General features: G+C 60.6%; 15 protein-coding genes. All 15 read right to left on the bottom strand.

The features are described from left to right. Nucleotides 1-16: 16 nt before the first annotated feature. Complete coding sequence (fis, locus tag QRN20_RS10820) at nucleotides 17-337, bottom strand: DNA-binding transcriptional regulator Fis (protein WP_002555375.1); 321 nt, start codon at nucleotides 335-337, stop codon at nucleotides 17-19. Continuing rightward, nucleotides 334-1,347 (bottom strand): tRNA dihydrouridine synthase DusB, encoded by a 1,014-nt coding sequence (gene dusB, locus QRN20_RS10815; protein ID WP_122412363.1) that lies wholly within the window; start codon nucleotides 1,345-1,347, stop codon nucleotides 334-336. The genes fis and dusB overlap by 4 nt, the downstream gene beginning before the upstream one ends. Nucleotides 1,348-1,664: 317 nt before the next feature. Further along, nucleotides 1,665-3,023: a DUF3426 domain-containing protein gene (locus QRN20_RS10810; protein ID WP_122412364.1), complete on the bottom strand. Its 1,359-nt coding sequence runs from the start codon at nucleotides 3,021-3,023 to the stop codon at nucleotides 1,665-1,667. Nucleotides 3,024-3,047: 24 nt separating this feature from the next. Further along, on the bottom strand, nucleotides 3,048-3,926 hold the full coding sequence (gene prmA, locus QRN20_RS10805) for a 50S ribosomal protein L11 methyltransferase (RefSeq protein ID WP_029244008.1): 879 nt from the start codon (nucleotides 3,924-3,926) through the stop codon (nucleotides 3,048-3,050). Between the two features lie 125 nt (nucleotides 3,927-4,051). Then, entirely contained in the window at nucleotides 4,052-5,395 is a 1,344-nt protein-coding gene (gene accC / locus QRN20_RS10800; RefSeq protein ID WP_029244007.1) for an acetyl-CoA carboxylase biotin carboxylase subunit, read from the bottom strand. A 17-nt stretch (nucleotides 5,396-5,412) separates the two neighbouring features. After that, nucleotides 5,413-5,871, bottom strand: coding sequence for an acetyl-CoA carboxylase biotin carboxyl carrier protein (accB, locus tag QRN20_RS10795; protein WP_122501376.1), 459 nt, complete (start codon nucleotides 5,869-5,871; stop codon nucleotides 5,413-5,415). Nucleotides 5,872-5,950: 79 nt separating this feature from the next. Next, entirely contained in the window at nucleotides 5,951-6,403 is a 453-nt protein-coding gene (gene aroQ, locus QRN20_RS10790) for a type II 3-dehydroquinate dehydratase (RefSeq protein WP_004885752.1), read from the bottom strand. 128 nt (nucleotides 6,404-6,531) lie between these two features. Beyond that, nucleotides 6,532-8,316, bottom strand: a complete 1,785-nt coding sequence (locus QRN20_RS10785; protein ID WP_240994251.1) for a protein-disulfide reductase DsbD — start codon at nucleotides 8,314-8,316, stop codon at nucleotides 6,532-6,534. 112 nt (nucleotides 8,317-8,428) lie between these two features. After that, complete coding sequence (locus QRN20_RS10780; protein WP_240054471.1) at nucleotides 8,429-8,722, bottom strand: DUF3613 domain-containing protein; 294 nt, start codon at nucleotides 8,720-8,722, stop codon at nucleotides 8,429-8,431. Next, nucleotides 8,719-9,447: a tetratricopeptide repeat protein gene (locus tag QRN20_RS10775; RefSeq protein ID WP_122425690.1), complete on the bottom strand. Its 729-nt coding sequence runs from the start codon at nucleotides 9,445-9,447 to the stop codon at nucleotides 8,719-8,721. Before QRN20_RS10775 ends, QRN20_RS10780 begins: the two co-directional genes overlap by 4 nt. A gap of 28 nt (nucleotides 9,448-9,475) precedes the next feature. Next, nucleotides 9,476-10,360, bottom strand: coding sequence for a type II secretion system F family protein (locus QRN20_RS10770; protein ID WP_122425691.1), 885 nt, complete (start codon nucleotides 10,358-10,360; stop codon nucleotides 9,476-9,478). A 1-nt stretch (nucleotide 10,361) separates the two neighbouring features. Continuing rightward, nucleotides 10,362-11,246, bottom strand: coding sequence for a type II secretion system F family protein (locus tag QRN20_RS10765; RefSeq protein WP_029244001.1), 885 nt, complete (start codon nucleotides 11,244-11,246; stop codon nucleotides 10,362-10,364). Between the two features lie 18 nt (nucleotides 11,247-11,264). Beyond that, the gene (locus tag QRN20_RS10760; protein WP_029244000.1) at nucleotides 11,265-12,521 is read right to left on the bottom strand and encodes a TadA family conjugal transfer-associated ATPase; all 1,257 of its coding nucleotides are present in this window, start codon (nucleotides 12,519-12,521) and stop codon (nucleotides 11,265-11,267) included. Then, entirely contained in the window at nucleotides 12,521-13,711 is a 1,191-nt protein-coding gene (locus tag QRN20_RS10755; protein WP_122468358.1) for a CpaE/TadZ family protein, read from the bottom strand. Before QRN20_RS10755 ends, QRN20_RS10760 begins: the two co-directional genes overlap by 1 nt. Continuing rightward, nucleotides 13,708-14,958 (bottom strand): type II and III secretion system protein family protein, encoded by a 1,251-nt coding sequence (locus QRN20_RS10750; RefSeq protein WP_058432829.1) that lies wholly within the window; start codon nucleotides 14,956-14,958, stop codon nucleotides 13,708-13,710. The genes QRN20_RS10755 and QRN20_RS10750 overlap by 4 nt, the downstream gene beginning before the upstream one ends. Nucleotides 14,959-14,969: the final 11 nt, after the last annotated feature.

The raw sequence follows: 14,969 nt of genomic DNA, 5'->3' as shown, positions 1-14,969 counted from the left end.
TTTCTGTTTTGAATGCTTAAAGCAGATCGTACTGTTTGAGTTTCTTGCGCAGCGTGCCGCGATTGAGGCCCAGCAGCTCGGAGGCCTTGGTCTGGTTGCCCTTGACGTAGTTCATCACGCTTTCCAGAAGCGGAGCCTCGACTTCCGACAACACCAGGTTGTAGACGTCAGTGACGGATGCGCCTTCGAGGTGGGCGAAATAATTGTGCAACGCCTTCTCGACACTGCCGCGCAGGGTCTGACCCTCTTCGCTCGGCGTGTTCAGGTGTTGTTTCAAATTGACGTTGTCGCTCACGGGTGTTGTTCCACTCACTAAAGTCTCGGTCATCATCGTCATGCGGCCACCTCTTTATCGTTCTGGTTATCCGGGCCCTTGCAGCCTTGGCTGAAGAACTCCCGAACGTTGGCGCACTGTGCTTCCGTATCTTCCAATCGATTGAATCGGGCGCGAAACTCCCTGGCGCCCGGCAAGGTTGCGAGATACCAGCCGACATGTTTGCGTGCAATTCGCACGCCCATCACGTCGCCATAGAACACATGAAGTGCTGCCAGATGCTCCAGCAGGATCCGCTCCACCTCACCGAGCTGCAGCGCCGGGAGTTTCTCGCCGGTACGCAGGTAGTGTTCTATCTCGCGAAAAATCCACGGCCGCCCCTGGGCTGCCCTGCCAATCAGTAACCCGTCCGCTCCGGTGGCCTGCAATACATACCGGGCTTTTTCAGGTGAATCGATGTCGCCGTTTGCAAATACAGGGATCGACACAGCCTGCTTGATGGCAGCAATCGTGTCGTACTCGGCTTCACCGGTGTAAAGGTCTGCACGGGTTCGCCCGTGGACCGCGAGGGCCTGAATGCCGGCCTGCTCGGCGATTCTTGCGACGGTGAGCCCGTTTTTGTTCTCCCGGTCCCAGCCGGTGCGTATCTTCAGCGTGACCGGCACATCGACCGCAGCCACCACCGCCTGCAGGATCTCGGTCACCAGTTGTTCGTCTTTCAACAGCGCTGAACCGGCTGCCTTGTTGCATACCTTCTTGGCCGGGCAGCCCATGTTGATGTCGATGATCTGGGCGCCCAGCTCGACATTGGCACGTGCCGCGTCCGCCAGCATCTGCGGATCTCCACCGGCGATCTGTACCGAGCGGGGCTCGGGATCACCTTCGTGGATCATGCGCAGACGCGATTTGCGGCTGTTCCACAGGCTCATGTCGCTGGTCACCATTTCCGAGACCACCAGCCCTGCGCCGAGTTGACGGCACAGCTGACGGAAAGGCTGGTCAGTGACGCCCGCCATAGGGGCGAGGATCAAGCCGTTCTGCAATGTATATGGGCCGATGCGTACCGCCGACATAGCCTTACCTATAGTGGGGCCGAATCATCCGCAGGCCGTGTAAACAACCGTTTCACACGGTCTGCAACGGGTCGTTCAGCCAGCTGCTTGTGCAACCGTCAGACCGAGCCGAGAGTTTGAAAAAGGGTGGGCATGATACCCGCTCTCGATGACTGGATAAAGGCTGAATTGGATAAAATCTGAACAACTTTTTCCATCTCGCCAAGACCGGGATTCCAGAGCGATTGTCAGAGAATGCCTGGCGAAAATGCTGGGTTGTTCGGGGAAAACAACAGATAAAGCAGGTCTGTGCAGGGTGGTTTCACCCTGCAGGATCGCTATTCGGGCGAACGGAAGTTCAGGCTGTAATTCACGGCCTTCGCCCCCGGATCGAGGATATCCAGCGCAATATGGATGGGAGTCTGCGGCGGCATCTCTTCCTTGCCCGCCATTTCACCGCTCAGGTATTCGCCCGGTTTGAACCGACGACTGGCAATGAGTTGACCGCTGGTGTCAGCAAAACGCAGCTCCAGCAGTGGAAACGGCTGGGAGAAAGAGGCCCGGTTATAGATGATTGCATCCACGATCAGGGCACCCTGAAATTCGGGATGACTGCGCACCACCAGATTGCTGCTTTTGAGCAGGGAAATGTCGACTTTCGACGGCACCTTGCAGCCAATCTGCGGGCACAACTGCTGGAACCATGGGCGGTACTGATCCTGACGTGCCAGTTGATCGAAGTGATACCAGATGTATTGCCCGGCAAGTCCCACGAGGGCCAGCAGGATCAGCAGTGCCCACGCAAGGCGACGGCCCGATCGCGGCTTTGGTGGCTGCCAGTCCAGTTGCAGAGGGTCGTCTGTCAGGTCAATCAGGGGCTTGTCGCGTACCGCAGGTTCATTGCGCGTGCGTTTGCTGCGCGGATCTGGTTCCGGCTCGTCGTTGACGTATTCGTCATCATGATCATCGATGTCATCGTCGTCGACTGCGGACCAGCGTTCGGCTTTTTCGGTTACAGGCTGTTTGCGCAGACTGACCGGCGGCGCCATAGGCTCGTCATCGTCCAGGTGGTTGCCTGCCGACAGCGAGGGTTCGGTGCGGTCGTTGTCTGAGTGCCTGTGCTCTTCATCATCATGATGCGCAGGCTCGTCGACCACTTCGGCCTGCAGTTCAGGTAGATGACTGACGTCATCGTTGTGCAGCGTGTCGACCCACGCGGATTCATCCGCCTTGGGGTTGTCACGCTGCGCCGTCAGCATGCTGTCATCGTTACGGTTGTGGCGCGCAAAGCTGTCTGACCGCGGGTTGTCGCGCTTTTCGAGGCGCGCCAGTTCTTCGTCCAGGTTCAGGTTGTCCAGGTCCATTTCGCTGACCTGCCACAGGTCCTCGTCTTCGTCCTGAACTCTGGCTGGCTCGACGCGGGCTGGCGCAGCAGGCTCTGCAGCGGGCACCTGCGCAACGGGCAGAGTGGGCTGAAGAGGCTCGGCAATCGGCGGGTCGACGATCAATGGCGCGTCGGTCTGCACCGGTTTCCCGGGCTCGTCGCTCGCTCGCTGCTCCAGCAATTGTCGGGCGGCGTTGAAGACCTGCAGGCAGGCGCCGCAGCGCACCACGCCGCGTGCCACGCTCAGTTGCGCGTGGCTGACTCGGAAACTGGTCTGGCAGTGAGGGCACTGGGTGACGAAACTGTCGGTCATGCGGCGGTCCGGTTCAGGCGGCGGTTAACGGCGACGGCCCGTGATGCGTACCCAGCCATCACGGTTCGCGATCGGGTCCAGATCGAATGTAGCAGCATAGGCTGCAGCCACGTCTTCTCCCTGCTCGGCCAGAATGCCGGACAGCGCTAGACGCCCGCCCGGCCTGACCAGTTCTGCCAGTTGCGGTGCCAGCGATACCAGCGGGCCGGCCAGAATATTGGCGACCAGTACATCGGCGGGTTCACGGGGCAGGTCTTCCGGCAGGTAGAGCGCAAAGCGTTGTTCGGCGATGTTGTTGCGCCCGGCGTTATCACGGGAGGCTTCAAGGGCCTGCACGTCAATGTCGGTGCCGACCGCCTGTTCGGCGCCCAGCAACAGTGCGGCGATGGCCAGAATGCCCGATCCGCAGCCGAAATCCAGCACGTTGCAGCCCTTGAGGTCCTGGCTGTCGAGCCATTCCAGACACAGTGCGGTGGTCGGATGCGTGCCGGTGCCGAACGCCAGGCCTGGATCGAGCAGCAGATTCACCGCCTCAGGCTCGGGTGCGGCATGCCAGCTCGGGACGATCCACAGGCGCTGGCCAAAGCGCATTGGCTGGAAGTTGTCCATCCAGCTGCGTTCCCAGTCCTGGTCTTCAATGACTTCGGCGGTGTGCTCGGGCAATTCGGCGTCAGTCAGCAGGCGCAGGTGCGCCAGCGCCAGATCGGCGTCCGTGTCGGCTTCGAACAGGGCCAGCAGGTGGGTGTGTGCCCACAGCGGGGTGGTGTTGAGTTCGGGTTCGAAAATCGGCTGGTCTTCAGCGTCCATGAAGGTCACGGACACGGCGCCGACTTCGAGAAGAGCGTCTTCGTAGGTTTCGGCTTGTTCTGGGCTGATGGCGAGACGGACTTGCAGCCAAGGCATGGCGGATTACCTTCGATTCAAAAATAAGTGCGGGCTTGGCCGCGAGAAGCGGGCAAGTTTACTTCCAAGCGGTGCAAACAACAAAGCCGCATCACTGCGGCTTCGTCGTTTTGAAACACACTGGCTTATTGATTGGCCAGTTTGTGCTCCAGGTAGTGAATGTTGACGCCGCCTTCGCAGAAGCCTTCATCGCGGGTCAGATCACGGTGCAGCGGGATGTTGGTCTTGATCCCGTCGACCACGATTTCGTCCAGGGCGTTGCGCATGCGTGCCATGGCCTCTTCGCGGGTCGCGCCCCAGGTGATCAGCTTGCCGATCAGCGAGTCGTAGTTCGATGGCACCTTGTAACCGCTGTACAGGTGCGAGTCGACACGAACGCCGTTACCGCCCGGTGCATGGAAATGCTTGACCAGGCCTGGGCTCGGGATGAAGGTTTTCGGATCTTCAGCGTTGATCCGGCACTCCAGCGAATGACCCTTGATGACTACGTCATCCTGAGTAAACGAGAGCGTGTTGCCGGCGGCGATGCTGAGCATCTCCTTGACGATGTCGATACCGGTGACCATCTCCGAAACCGGGTGCTCCACCTGAACACGGGTGTTCATTTCGATGAAGTAGAAGCGGCCGTTCTCGTACAGGAACTCGAACGTGCCCGCGCCGCGGTAGCCGATGTCGACGCATGCCTTGACGCAGGCAGCGAAGACGTCTTTGCGCGCCTGCTCATCGATGAACGGAGCCGGTGCTTCTTCCAGTACTTTCTGGTGGCGGCGTTGCAGCGAGCAGTCACGATCACCGAGGTGAATCGCATTGCCCTGGCCGTCGGAAATGACCTGGATTTCCACGTGACGCGGGTTGGTCAGGTATTTTTCCAGATAGACCATCGGGTTGCTGAACCAGGCAGCCGCTTCGGCGCGGGTCTGGGCAGCAGCTTCGATCAGGTCTTCTTCCTTGTGAACCACACGCATGCCGCGACCACCACCGCCACCGGCGGCCTTGATGATCACCGGGTAGCCGACTTCACGGCCGATACGCAGCGCAGTGGCTTCGTCTTCAGGCAGTGGACCATCGGAACCTGGAACGGTAGGCACGTTGGCGCGTTTCATGGCGTCCTTGGCCGATACCTTGTCGCCCATCAGGCGAATGGTGTCGGCCTTGGGGCCGATGAAGGCAAAACCCGATTTCTCGACCTGCTCGGCAAAGTCGGCGTTTTCCGCGAGAAAGCCATAGCCCGGGTGAATCGCCGTGGCGCCGGTGACTTCGGCGGCCGCGATGATTGCAGGGATGTGCAGATAGGACAGGTTGGCTGGCGCCGGACCGATGCAGACGGTCTCGTCTGCCAGGCCCAGGTGCATCAACTCGCGATCTGCCGTGGAGTGTACAGCGACGGTCTTGATGCCCAGTTCCTTACAGGCACGCAAGATGCGCAAGGCAATTTCGCCGCGGTTGGCGATCAGAACTTTTTCCAACATCGCAGGCTCTCCCCGGTTCAAACGATTGTGAACAGCGGCTGGTCAAATTCAACCGGCTGACCGTTTTCTACCAGGATGGATTCGATCACACCGGCTTTTTCGGCCGTGATGTGGTTCATCATTTTCATCGCTTCAACGATGCAGATGGTGTCGCCGACCTTGACGGTCTTGCCCACTTCAACGAATGCAGGCGAAGTCGGCGCAGGGGTGCGGTAGAACGTACCGACCATTGGCGATTTGACGACGTGGCCGTTCAGCGCAGGGGCCGATGGCGCTTCGGCAGCAACCGGAGCGGCTGTCGCAGGTGCGGCAACCGGTGCAGCTACAGGCGCTGGCGCCGGTGCGTAATACGGTTGCGCCGGGGTCTTGCTGTGACGGCTGATTCGTACGGACTCTTCGCCTTCACGAATTTCCAGTTCGTCGATGCCGGACTCTTCCAGCAATTCGATCAGTTTCTTGACTTTGCGAATATCCATCAATCATCAACTCCCAAGGGGTCTGTAAGTCAGTTCGGCAGCCGGTTCAAGCCATGAGGTCAGCGTCTGGCTGCACCATTCATGGCCTGGAGCCAACGGCCAATTGTTCCAGGGCGGCCTCCAGGGCCAGTCGGTAACCGCTGGCGCCAAGGCCGCAGATCACTCCTACAGCGACATCTGAAAAGTAGGAGTGATGGCGGAAAGGTTCGCGCTTGTGCACGTTTGACAAATGCACTTCGATGAATGGGATGCTCACTCCCATCAGCGCGTCACGTATTGCCACACTTGTATGCGTAAAAGCGGCCGGATTGATCAAAATAAAGTCCACACCTTCGTCGCGAGCGGCATGAATTCGGTCGATCAGTTCGTATTCGGCGTTGCTTTGCAGGTACATCAGATGGTGGCCAGCGTCGCGGGCGCGCTGTTCCAGGTCCTGATTGATCTGAGGCAGGGTGACGGTGCCGTAGACACCCGGTTCCCGAGTGCCCAGCAGATTCAGGTTAGGTCCGTGAAGAACCAGAATGGTCGCCATTGTGTAGTCCTTTTATTGTCTGCGAGCGTTTACGCCCGGCGACTATGCCGGAAGGGCAATGGACTGTCCAGTTAACAACAGTAGCCAGCACGATGAGCGATATTCGCGCAAAGTTTGTGACTCGGGCGCTAGATTTGGTCATTTGCTCCATTCAGGCGCTCGATCAGCCCCGCAGCGTCGATTTCGCCGACGACCCGAACGTTTTGTAGTTCTTCGCCGCTTTTGCTGAAAAACAGCAACGCTGGCGGGCCGAACAGCTTGTAGCGATCCAGCAGTGCGCGTTGCTCGGCGTTGCTCTCCGTCATGTCGAACTTCACCAGTCGATAGCCCGACAATCGTGCAACAACGCCAGGGTCAGGCAGCACTTCATGTTCGATGACCTTGCAACTGATGCACCAGTCGGCGTACCAGTCCAGCATCAACGGTTTGCCGTCGCGCTTCGCTTCGTCGAGCACGCGGTCCAGCTCTGCGGAGGTGGTGATGGTTTGCCATGGGTTGGCCGCCAACGCTACCGCACCGCTGCTGGCCGTCGTCTGCGCGCGGCCCAGCGGGCGTGTGGGATCGGTCTGGCCGGTCAATGCGCCGTACCAGCATGCCAGAGCGTAGACCAATAGCAGCAGGCCGATGAGTTGGGCGAGCTTTTGGCGAGGCGTTTTGTCGGTCAGTTGCAGCGTACCCATGAACAGTGCGACACCAGCGCTCAACAAACCGACCAGCAACAGGGTGATCTGGCCGGGCAGAACGCGACTCAGCAAGCCAATGGCCAATGCCAGCAGCAACACGCCGATGGCGTTTTTTACCGTGACCAGCCAAGGTCCGCTTTTCGGCAGCCAAGCGGCGCCACCGGTAGCCACCAGCAGCAGCGGAGCGCCCATGCCCAGGCCCAATGCGAAGAGTTTCAAGGCACCGCCCACTGCATCGCCGCTGGCACTGATATACAGCAGTGCGCCCGCCAGAGGTGCTGAAACGCAGGGCGATACCAGCAGACTGGAAACTACGCCCAACACCGCAGCGCCCCACAGCGAGCCGCCTTCGGTCTTGCCCGCAATGCGATCCAGACGATTGCTCAGGCCCTGCGGCAGGCGCAGTTCGAAGAGGCCGAACATGGCAATGGCGAAAATGACGAAGAAGGCCGAGAAGGGCACCAGCACCCAGGCCGATTGCAGGCGTGCCTGCAGATTGAGACCTGCGCCGAACATGCCCATCAGCGCGCCAAGTAATGCAAAACAGATCGCCATCGGCAGCACGTAAGCCAGCGACAGGCTCAAACCACGCAGACCACCGACCTGTCCGCGCAGTACCACGCCGGACAGAATCGGCAGCATCGGCAGCACGCACGGCGTAAACGTCAGGCCCACACCTGCCAGGAAAAACAGCGCCAGCTCTTTCCAGCTCCACGCGGTTTTTGCAACGGAGGCTGACGTGGAAGCAGGCTGACTGGCCTTCACATCACCAATGTCCAGGCGTTCGGTCTCGGGCGGATAGCACAAGCCCTTGTCGGCACAGCCCTGATAGGTGACAGCAAGGGTAAAAGGTCGCTCTTCGCCGGGTTTGCGCGGCAGGTCGATGTCCAGAATGCCGTGGTAGACCTCAACGTCGCCGAAGTACTCGTCGTGCTTCTGCTCGCCTTTGGGCAGTTGTGCCTCGCCCAGACCAATGTCGGCCGGCTCGGTGCGGAATTGAAAACGATGGCGATACAGGTAGTAGCCTTCGGTGGCGACGAAACGCAGCTTGATCGATTCGGGTGTGGTTTCGATGAGGCTCAGTTGAAAGGCCTGACGAACGGGCAGGAATTGCTTGCTGTTATCGAGGGCAGCGCCGCCCAGAGTCGGGGCGGGACGACTTTCCAGCAGGCTTGCGCCGAAGGCGGGCAAGGTCAGGATCAACAGCATCAGGCATAGCAAGCGGCGCATGGCAGTCCAGAATCTCGGAGCTCGAAGTTGGCGCATGATAACGGAGTGCTTCGCTGCGTGCTGCGGCAAGGATTGTAAGAGCCAATTTCAGGAGGACTCCGAAGGGCCGATCCTACTTGCCGGAAGAAACGCTGCCACCGGCTTTCTGGTCGTAATACGCCGGTATCTCATGCTTAAAGGTGTCGAGCCATCGTTGCAGGCTCAGATCACGCTCGGCAGAGGTGCTGGTCTGAGGTATCGCAGAAGCGGCAGAGCCCTTGGCCTGTACATTCAGCCAGGTTTCGGTCTGGCTCTGGCTCGCAGGCTGACTGTTTGACGAGGTGCCGCCATCAATGGCCCGAGCGCCAGATGAAAAAAAGATTGCGGCAGCGCACATGATGCAGAACGTCCGGGTCGTACGGGTCATGGTCGTGCTCCTTGGCCTGGCTGATCAAGCCTGGCGGTGATCGGGGTCTTCTGGGTCGCAGGCTGGGCGGCCGCGACCTTGAGCTTTTCAGCCCGCGCGGTCGCGTCGGTGATCTGCTCGGGCGTCAGGTTGGCCCGTGATGCCAGTTCGGCTGCCTGTTTCCAGTTGTCCTGATAAATCAGCAGGGTGACCAGATTCACCGCTGCCAGCGGATCGGACTGCTTGAGCTCCATGGCCGTCAGGAATTGAAAGCGCGCCTGTTCAAGCTTCAACTGATTCAGATAGACCACGCCCAGATCATTGCGGATTTTCTCGTCGGTGGGCTCCAGCTTGCTGGCCCTGAGCAAATGCTGCTGAGCCTGGGCATTGTCACCCCGTGCGGCGGCCAGTTGCCCCAGACCATGTTCACCTTGAGCCGCGCGACAGGTGCCGAGCAGGCTGCGGTACAGCGGTTCTGCCTCGTTGCTGCCCAGCAGCCGCAACACTCGGGCCTTGCGCAGGCGCACTTCGCCCAGGTTGTCCGGCAGCTCTTCCAGATGGGCGAGGCTGGCGTGCAGGCGGCCTTCGTCCGCCATGTTCTGGGCCAGATTCAGGGCCAGCTCCTGATCCGATGTCAGTTTTGGACAGCTCTGTGCCTGAGTGGATGACTGCATCCAGAGCGCGCTGCCGTCGCTGGCACAGCCGTTCAGCACTAACAGCCCGAGTAACGTGATGATTGCCTTCATTGCATCTCTTCCTTGAACAACCTGAACCTCAACCGCCCAGAGCACGGCTCAGGGCGACAAAACTGGGGCCTGCCAGCACGATCAGCAGTGCGGGAAACAGAAACAGCATCATGACCACCGACATCTTCGCCGACAGCTTGGAGATGTACTCCTGCAGGCGCGTCAGGCGGCGATCGTCGATCAATTGTTTGAGGGTCAGCAGCGATTTCAACGCACCGCCGCCCTGATGGATCAACTGGTTGAGAATCACGCAGGTGTCGCTGAATTCATCCACATCCATCAGGATCGAGGCCTTGCGCAGCTCTTCACCCAGCTCCAGACCCGAGTCGACCCGGGTAAGAATGACGCGGATTTCTTCCGACAGGACCGGCAGCAGGTCCTTGCCTTCACTGCTGAGTACTCGCAACGCCTGTTCCACCGCCATGCCGGATTCGAACAAAATGCGCAGCAGCGGGATAAAGGTGGATATCTCGACGACGACCTGTTTCTGGCGTGCCTTGGCGTAGGCGGCCAGAACCCTTTTGGGCAGCAGGTAGCCGATGCACAGCGCGAACATGGGCGCGACCAACGGTTGTGGGACCTCTTTGAAGAACAGCATCTGAGCCAGCACCACCACAGTAACCAGCCCGAACGGCACGCCGATCTGGCACGCTGCATACAAAGAGCGCTTGCTGGCCCGCCGCCAGCCGACCCGGTTGAGCAGCAGTTGCGTTTCTTTGTCCAGGCTGACAGTGCGCTGGCCCAGGCGGGTGTCACCCAGCAGGCGCAGCCAGCTGCCGATGCGGCTTTCGCGCACGGTCTGGCCCTTGAGACGCTGAACGACGAGACGCTCACTGCGACGTTGGCGGGCGATATTGGACAGCACAAGCAGTGCGGCAGCCACCAGCATCATTGCGCACAGTGCGATGGCCATTTCAGATACTCCGCAACATGCGCCACAGCGCCAGACAGCCCACTACTTGCAGGATGAAGGCTGCCATCAGCATGATTCGGCCGCCGCTGTCGTTCCACATGTGGATGAGATAAGTCGGGTTCACCGCGAGGAAGTAGCCCGCCATGCCCACTGGCAGCAGCGCCAGCACCACGGAGGTCATGCGCGTCTCGCCGGTCATGGCGCGCAATTGACGACTGGCCTGTTCCCGCTCGCGAATCAACCTGATCAGGTTTTCCATCAGCTCGCTGGCGTTGCCGCCGTAGCGGTGGTTGACGCGCAGGCCCAGTGCGAACAGGTGAAACTCGTCCCGTTCGTACAGTTCGGCAAAGTCCCGTGCAGCATCCGGCAGGCCGACGCCCAGTTGCACGTTGCGTTCGATGCGGCTCATGCCGTCCCGCAACGGCTGGTCGGCGGCTTCTATGCCATGCAGAACGGCGTCCGCCAGCGTTCTGCCGGACTTGAGGCTGCGAACGGTGTGATCGAGCAACTGCGGCAACTGCTCGACCATGCGTCGCACTCGCTTGTGGTAGCGCCACGAAACGAATAGCCGCAGCATCAAGGGCATGCCGATCAGGCCTGTCGCGGCGCCAAACCAGCCGAGCATGAGATAGCCGATCAGGATCATTCCCGCCCATGTCATCAGCACCAGACGGAAACGCTCGGTCGGGTGCCCAAGGCCTGCGCGCAGGAAAGCCCGGTCCAGATAGACCCAGCCCGGCCTTTCAACGATTGGCTTTACCTGGCCTGCAATCAGGCGCTCCATGATCCGCTCGCTGTCGGCGCGACTCAACGCCGTCAGAAACAGCCAGGCAGAGGCGCAGAGCAACAGCGCGGCGATGATGGCCAGCCACAGTGATGCGCTCATGTCAGGGCCTCCTTCGTCTCAGTATCCGGGGCGCAGTTTTTCGCCCGCGGCATGCATCGCCTCGCGCTGAAATCCGAACCCGGTGCGGCGATCCAGACGGAACAGGGTATTGGTGACATAGACGTCGTCACGGATGCCCACGACTTCCACCACCTCACTGACCGCACGGCGTCCGTCGGGCAGGCGCGTGAGCTGAATGATCACGTCCAGCGCCGCGCAGATCATCTGTCTGAGCGTCTTTTCCGGAATCTGTCGTCCGGTCAGACCGACCAGCGTTTCCAGACGCAGCAGGGCGTCCTGGGCATTGTTGGCGTGCACAGTGCTCATCGAACCATCGTGACCGGTGTTCATGGCGGTCAGTACGTCCAGCACCTCGACGCCGCGGATCTCGCCAAGAATGATGCGGTCCGGGCGCATCCGCAGCGAGTTGCGGATCAAATCGCTGGCGCGGACTTCACCGTGACCTTCGGCGTTGGGCGGTCGGGTTTCCAGACGGACAACGTGCGGGTGATTGAGCTGAAGTTCGGCCACGTCCTCGATGGTCACCAGACGCTGGTGCGTGTCGACCAGTTGGCTGAGTACGTTGAGCATAGTGGTCTTGCCTGTGCCGGTCCCGCCGCTGACCAGTATGTTGCAGCGCTTGCCCACGGCCTCGGCAAAGAAGTCGAAGATCGGCTGGTCGATGGTCTGCATCGCCACCAGATCCGCGCTTTTGAACATCTCGCGACGGAATTTCCGGATCGACAGGCAGGGCCCGTCCAAAGCAATGGGCGGGATGATCGCGTTGACGCGGCTGCCATCGGGAAGTCGTGCATCAACCATGGGGGACGATTCGTCGAGTCGGCGTCCGAGCGGGGCAAGAATGCGTTGCATGACGCGCTCGACGTGATGCGAGTCGATGAAACGCAGGTCGGTGTGATGCAGCACACCGTCACGCTCGACAAAGACCTTGCTCGGTCCGTTGACGAGGATTTCTGTTATCGAGTCGTCGCGCAGCAGGACTTCCAGCGGGCCGAAACCGGTCAGTTCGTCGACCAGTTCTTCTGCCAGACGCTCCATTTCGTAGCGTGAAATGGCCAGTCGCAGGCGTGCGACGTACTCGGCAACCTTGTCGATGACAAACTGCGCCAGCACCGGCCTTGAACCTTCCAGCAGGTTTTTGCCGCTTTCTTCGATGCCGTCGATGATGTAGCGGTGCAGCACCAGTTTCAGGCCCTGTCCGTCATCGGCGTTGTTTTGCGAGCGCGAAGAGACGCCAAACAGTTTTTCCGCCATTACCTGTTCCCCCATAGCCGGGCCAGCCAGCCTTGTCCGGGTTTGTCGTCGGCTTCGGAGTTGCTTGCCAGGTGCTCGCCCAGTCTGCGTAACCCGGAACACAGCGAATCCCGCGAGGCCAGCTCGAACAGCGTCACTCCCTGATTCTTGGCGTTGAGGCGCAATTCCGGGGCGTAGGGCAGCACGGCGCGTACCGGCAGGCCAAATGTCTTGCCGATGGTGTCCGAATTGGGCGCGACCGAACGCAGGTAGCGATCGACCAGCAGCCCTGCGTGTTGCAGCTTCATGCCTTTTTCGCGCCACAGGTTGAGCACGTTCAGATTGCGTCGACAGCCCAGCACGCTCTGGTCCGTGTACCAGAGCAACTGGTCGCAGTGACTGACCAGGGTGCGCAACGCTTCACTGTCCGGCTGACCAACGAGGTTCACGATCACGTGCTGAAAGTGCTGACGCAGGGCGCTGAGCAGCATGTACAGCTCGGCGGCGCTGGATTGCTCCAGATGATCATCGGCTTCGGTGTAGGCGAGGATTCGCAAGTCGCTTTCGTGTGTCGTGAAGGCGCTGTCGATCAGCGTTGCATCGAGCCTGCGCAAGTGGCGCAGGGCATCACCGAAACTGAACGAGGATTCCAGGCCGAGCATGGCCAGGCTGTCACCACGCGGCAGACCCAGATCCAGCAGCAGGGCGCGTTGTCCGCTTTTCTGCACTGTCATGGCCAGATGCGAGGCAATCAGCGCGCCGTCGCCATCGCTTTGCGCGCCATACAGCATCGACAGCCCGCTCATGTTGGGATTGGGTGCGACGGCGGGGAGGCGCTTGCTCAGGCGCCGGACCAGCCCCGCCACTTCGCTGGAGCGTGAACCGTAGGCCACGAAATCCCGTGCCCCGGCGCGCATCGCGTTGAGCACCAACTGGTTATCCATGCCATCGCCCAGCGCAACAATCGCCAGCATCGGTTTGGCTTCCAGCGCGCCCTCGATCAGCGCGCTCTGGTTCATCAGATGTTCCCGGTCCAGGCCCACGAACACCACGCTGGCAAAGGTGACATCCACCAGAGCCAGCAGGTCATCCAGACTGCCGGTGCCTGCGCTGACCACTTGACCCAGCGAGCCCAGCGCGCCTTGTAGCCACTCAAGGTCCGTGGTGTTGCGGGTGATTGCCAGAAACGTCTGGCTCAGGCTCTGACTCATTGGGACAAACCGCCCTGGCGATCAAAGTCGCCGTTTTCCAGGAAGTACATGCGTAGAAAGCTGGGGTCGTAGTTGCGCAGGCTTTCGCCGGGCAGCGACGGCAGCTGCGCATTGGCGGCCAGCGGCTGGACGAGGTGCGGGGTGACGATCATCAGCAGTTCGCGCTCGTCGCGCTGGATCTGTGAACTGCGAAAGAACGCGCCCAGAATCGGGATGTCGCCGAGGCCGGGAAACTTGTCCACCGACGAGACGTTGCTGGAGCTGATCAGCCCGCTGATCACAAAGCTTTCGCCGTCGGCCAGCGAGATGCTGGTGTCGGTACGCCGGATGTTCAATGCCGGAACGGAGGTGCCTGCGATGGTGATCCCTGCGGTAAAGTCCAGTTCGCTGACCTCTGGAGCGACCTTGAGCAGGATTCGGTCGCGGCCCACCACGGTCGGCGTCAGGGTCAGACGTACGCCGAACTCCTTGTACTCGATCGAAATGCCGTTGCCTTCGCCATTGGGCACCGGCACGGGAAACTCGCCGCCGGCCAGAAAGCTCGCGCTTTGTCCGTTGAGCGCCACCAGGCTCGGGCGCGCCAGCGTGTAGGCGAAGCCGCTGTTTTCCATGGCATTGATCATGCCCAGCACCTTGCTGCTGCCGCCGCCCCAGACGATGTTGAAGGTGTCGTTGTTCAGCGGAATGCTCGGCCTTGTCCCGCTGACGGTTCCCGGTGTGACGTTCACGCCAGGCACGGTGCCGGGTGCGCCGAACAGGAAATTGTTCGAGCCTTTGCCGAAGATCGAGGTGCTGGCTTCCTTGAGTTTGCGACGGCTCACTTCGATGAAGCGGATATCGGTCTGAACCTGGCTGGGCAGTTGCGCATCGGCAGAGGGCAGGGGCTGTACGTCTACCATCGAAGCGGTCGCACGGCCGCGCACGAACACCATGCTCTGGCGCGGGGCTTTGGAACAGGCCGTCCAGACCATCAGACTGGTCGTGCCGGGGGCAACGCCGGTGAGCAGAAAACCGTCATTGCTGCTCACATGCACATCGGCGATTTTCGGATCGCCCACGGCAATCCGCGTGATCGCTACCGGCGACTGGACGTTCTGCTGCACGCCCTGGCTGACTTCCACCACGGCGGGCAGCGCCGCGAGCCCGGTGCACTTTTCAGACGCTGCCCAAGCCGATTGGGCCGATAAGGCAGTTAACAGCAACGCCAGCAATCTGCGTTTTGTAGCGGACAGAGAACAACAGCTCATCAATGGCAATC

Source organism: Pseudomonas sp. fls2-241-TYG-175 (genome assembly GCF_030209155.1).
GTDB lineage: Bacteria > Pseudomonadota > Gammaproteobacteria > Pseudomonadales > Pseudomonadaceae > Aquipseudomonas > Aquipseudomonas viridiflava.
Note: the sequence above shows the minus strand (reverse complement) of the source record. Positions and strands in the feature narration are given on the sequence as shown.

What these genes read in the sequence shown, in the direction of transcription:
- QRN20_RS10775 (WP_122425690.1), bottom strand. Translation starts at nt 9,447, where the DNA reads ATGAAGGCAATCATCACGTTACTCGGGCTGTTAGTGCTGAACGGCTGT.
- fis (WP_002555375.1), bottom strand. Translation starts at nt 337, where the DNA reads ATGACGATGATGACCGAGACTTTAGTGAGTGGAACAACACCCGTGAGC.
- QRN20_RS10780 (WP_240054471.1), bottom strand. Translation starts at nt 8,722, where the DNA reads ATGACCCGTACGACCCGGACGTTCTGCATCATGTGCGCTGCCGCAATC.
- QRN20_RS10785 (WP_240994251.1), bottom strand. Translation starts at nt 8,316, where the DNA reads ATGCGCCGCTTGCTATGCCTGATGCTGTTGATCCTGACCTTGCCCGCC.
- QRN20_RS10760 (WP_029244000.1), bottom strand. Translation starts at nt 12,521, where the DNA reads ATGGCGGAAAAACTGTTTGGCGTCTCTTCGCGCTCGCAAAACAACGCC.
- QRN20_RS10770 (WP_122425691.1), bottom strand. Translation starts at nt 10,360, where the DNA reads ATGGCCATCGCACTGTGCGCAATGATGCTGGTGGCTGCCGCACTGCTT.
- QRN20_RS10765 (WP_029244001.1), bottom strand. Translation starts at nt 11,246, where the DNA reads ATGAGCGCATCACTGTGGCTGGCCATCATCGCCGCGCTGTTGCTCTGC.
- aroQ (WP_004885752.1), bottom strand. Translation starts at nt 6,403, where the DNA reads ATGGCGACCATTCTGGTTCTTCACGGACCTAACCTGAATCTGCTGGGC.
- QRN20_RS10810 (WP_122412364.1), bottom strand. Translation starts at nt 3,023, where the DNA reads ATGACCGACAGTTTCGTCACCCAGTGCCCTCACTGCCAGACCAGTTTC.
- accB (WP_122501376.1), bottom strand. Translation starts at nt 5,871, where the DNA reads ATGGATATTCGCAAAGTCAAGAAACTGATCGAATTGCTGGAAGAGTCC.
- QRN20_RS10755 (WP_122468358.1), bottom strand. Translation starts at nt 13,711, where the DNA reads ATGAGTCAGAGCCTGAGCCAGACGTTTCTGGCAATCACCCGCAACACC.
- QRN20_RS10750 (WP_058432829.1), bottom strand. Translation starts at nt 14,958, where the DNA reads ATGAGCTGTTGTTCTCTGTCCGCTACAAAACGCAGATTGCTGGCGTTG.
- accC (WP_029244007.1), bottom strand. Translation starts at nt 5,395, where the DNA reads ATGTTGGAAAAAGTTCTGATCGCCAACCGCGGCGAAATTGCCTTGCGC.
- prmA (WP_029244008.1), bottom strand. Translation starts at nt 3,926, where the DNA reads ATGCCTTGGCTGCAAGTCCGTCTCGCCATCAGCCCAGAACAAGCCGAA.
- dusB (WP_122412363.1), bottom strand. Translation starts at nt 1,347, where the DNA reads ATGTCGGCGGTACGCATCGGCCCATATACATTGCAGAACGGCTTGATC.